Source organism: Pseudobacter sp. (assembly GCF_051955275.1).
Lineage (GTDB): Bacteria > Bacteroidota > Bacteroidia > Chitinophagales > Chitinophagaceae > Pseudobacter.
The window spans coordinates 1-3,155 of sequence record NZ_JBQCGW010000323.1 but is presented as its reverse complement, the minus strand read 5'-3'; the positions used below and the strand labels follow the sequence as shown (position 1 = coordinate 3,155).

The window sequence follows — 3,155 nt, the reverse complement described above, 5'->3', positions numbered from 1 at the left end:
CAATTTCAATGAACTCATCGATGCCGCCATCAAATATCTCCGTGGAAAGAAATTCGAACTCTACCCGGATTTCCAGACAGGCGGTATGCTGGATGCAATCAACTACAACGAAGGAAAGCGTGGCGGTAAAGTGCGCGTTCGTGCCCATATAGAGGAGTTCGATAAGAAGACCCTGCTCATCAAGAATGTGCCATACGGTGTCACCACCACCTCGCTGATCGATAGTATCATCAAAGCCAATGACCAGGGCAAGATCAAGATCAAGAAGGTGACCGATAATACCGCAGCAGATGTGGAGATCCAGGTTGACCTGGCTCCTGGCATTTCTCCGGACATTACCATCGATGCTCTCTATGCCTTCACCGATTGCGAAGTGAGCATTTCTCCCAATGCCTGCGTGATCGTTGATAAGAAGCCGGTATTCCTGGGTGTGCATGAGCTCCTGCGTCTGAGCGTTGAAAAAACAAAGGACCTGCTGAAGCGGGAACTGGAGATCAAGCTTGCAGAGCTCAATGAAAAATGGCATTACACTTCACTTGAAAAGATATTCTTCGAGGAAAAGATATACAAGGAACTGGAGAAAAGGCATGAGACCTGGGATAAAGTTCTCGATGCCATCGACAAGGCCTTCAATCCATTCAAGGCGCAACTGAAACGCGAGATCACCCGCGAGGATCTGATTAAGCTAACGGAGAAGCCTGTACGAAGGATCTATAAACTCGATATCGATGACCTGATCAACCAGATCAAAGGCCTCGAAAAAGAGATCAAACAGGTGAAGCATGATCTCAATAACCTCGTTGATTTTGCCGTGGCATATTACGAAAGACTGAAAGAGAAATATGGCAAGGGACGTGAGCGCAAGACCGAGGTGAAACCTTTTGAAGCCATCCAGGCCAAGGCTGTAGCCATTGCCAATGCCAAGCTCTACGTGAACCGTGAAGATGGTTTTGTGGGAACTGGTCTGAAGAAAGATGAGTTTGTGGCTGACTGTTCCGATCTGGATGATGTGATCGTGTTCACAAAAGCGGGTAAGATGAAGATCGTGAAAGTGTCCGACAAGACCTTCATCGGAAAAGACATCCTGCATGTGGCCATCTTCCAGAAGAACGATGAGCGCACTACGTATAATATGATCTACGTGGATGGCAAAACAGGTATCAGCTTCGCGAAGCGATTCAATGTTACCGGTATCACCCGCGATAAGGAATATGACCTCACCAAGGGAGCTGAAAAGAGCAAGGTGCATTACTTTACTGCCAACCTGAATGGGGAAGCGGAAGTAGTGAAGATCGTGCTCAGTCCTAACGCCAGCGCGCGTATCAAGGAATTCGATTTCTACTTTGAAGAGCTGGAGATCAAGGGCCGCAGCAGCATGGGCAACCAGGTGACCAAGTACCCCATCAAGAACGTGAAGTTCAAGGAAGCGGGTAAGAGCACCCTGGGTGGCAAGAAGCTCTGGTTCGATGATCAGTTCGGAAGGCTCAATTCCGAAGAGAAAGGGCTCTATCTGGGCAGCTTCCAGGCGGAAGAAAAACTGTTGGTGTTCTATCGAGACGGAACATATATGATCACTGATCAGGAAGTAACACAGCGTTTCGATCCGGAGAATGTGATGAAGATCGAGAAGTTCAATCCTGAGAAAACAGCAACCGCTATCTACCTGGATTATGATAAGCAGCAGTTCAACGTGAAGCGTTTCCGCATCGAAACGTCCACGTTGTTCACCAAGTTCACCATCATCAAGGAAGGAGCGGAAAATTACCTGGCGGCAGTGACCACCCATCCTGAACCGATCGTTCTGATCAGGCAGGGGCGTGGTACACAGCAACGCACCAGCAAGATCAAGATCAATGATTTTGTGGAGGTGATGGGCTATAAGGCAGTTGGAAACAAACTCGTGGACTTCAGCAAGAGCACGGAGTTTGAGTGGGTGATGAAAGAGAAGAAAGAAGAAGCGAACGATCAGCCTGAGCTGTTCTGATAAAAATACCAGCGTGCTGCGGGGCTGACTAAATGGTCAGCCCTGTTTGTTTCTGCAGTGCGCAGTCACTCGCGTCCCCGCGAGTGACGGATATTCTGTCGCCCCTGGCGACACTGTGCTCGCCAGAGGCGAGCAAAAAAAAGTCACACGCGGGGACGCGGGCGACGGCGCACACCGAAACGAATTCGTATGAGATTACTACTGTTAACATGCGTGGCATCCTTTGTTGTGTCCGCAGTATCATTGAAAGCACAGGATCGTTATGAACTAAACTCCGGATGGAATTGTCAGCAGGCAACACTGGTAAAAGAAAACGGAGTTGTTTTATCCAACCCTGCAACAACACTCTCAAACTGGCTGCCGGCCACGGTTCCGGGCACAGTGCTTACAACTTTACTCAACAATAAACTGGTTCCTGATCCATTCATCGGGATGAACAACCAGCTCATTCCAGATATCTATCATACAGGTAATGCAAAGTATACTTACTGGTTTGTGAAGGAATTTACAGAACGCGCCGAGGCAGGTGAACAGGTCTGGTTGCAATTACGTGGCGTCAACTACAAATGCGAAGTGTTCCTGAATGGAAAGAAATTGAACCGCAACACACATGTTGGCATGATGCTGAGGCAGCAATACAATATTACAGGCACACTGTATAAAAATGGGAAGAATCGTCTGGCAATTCTGGTATTTCCACCGGACAACCCTGGTAACCCTAACGGAGGACAGGGAGGCGATGGCGTGATTGCCCGCGATCTTACCACGCCCTACACGGCAGGCTGGGACTGGATCCAGCCGGTTCGTGATCGCAACACCGGTATCTGGGACAAGGTCACCATCGAGAAAACGGGTGTTGTGAATATCAGCAATCCACATATCGTAACCCTTGTTCCCGGTAAACGATATCCTGATGCAAAACAGGAACCTGCTACCATTCAGATGAGTTGCGAGCTCACCAACACTGCTGCTGTTCCTGTGCAGGGTGTGCTGCAATATGAACTGAAAGGAAAGAGAGCCACGAAATCGGTGACCATTCCCGCAGGCACTACCATTGTTCAGCAACTGCCTGATATGAGAGTGCAGGACCCGCAGCTCTGGTGGCCCAATGGATATGGAGAGCCATTCCTCTACGATACAAAGATCCAGTTCATCACCGGCAATACTTTAC

Annotated in this window: 2 protein-coding genes; both read left to right on the top strand. The window is 48.9% G+C overall.

What is annotated here, in order from left to right; genetic code table 11:
- A partial coding sequence (locus ACTHMC_RS29185) for a DNA gyrase/topoisomerase IV subunit A (protein WP_440418612.1) occupies nucleotides 1-1,984 on the top strand: 1,984 nt, incomplete at its 5' end.
- A 189-nt stretch (nucleotides 1,985-2,173) separates the two neighbouring features.
- The coding region (locus ACTHMC_RS29180) for a glycosyl hydrolase 2 galactose-binding domain-containing protein (RefSeq protein WP_440418611.1) at nucleotides 2,174-3,155 on the top strand (982 nt) is incomplete at its 3' end.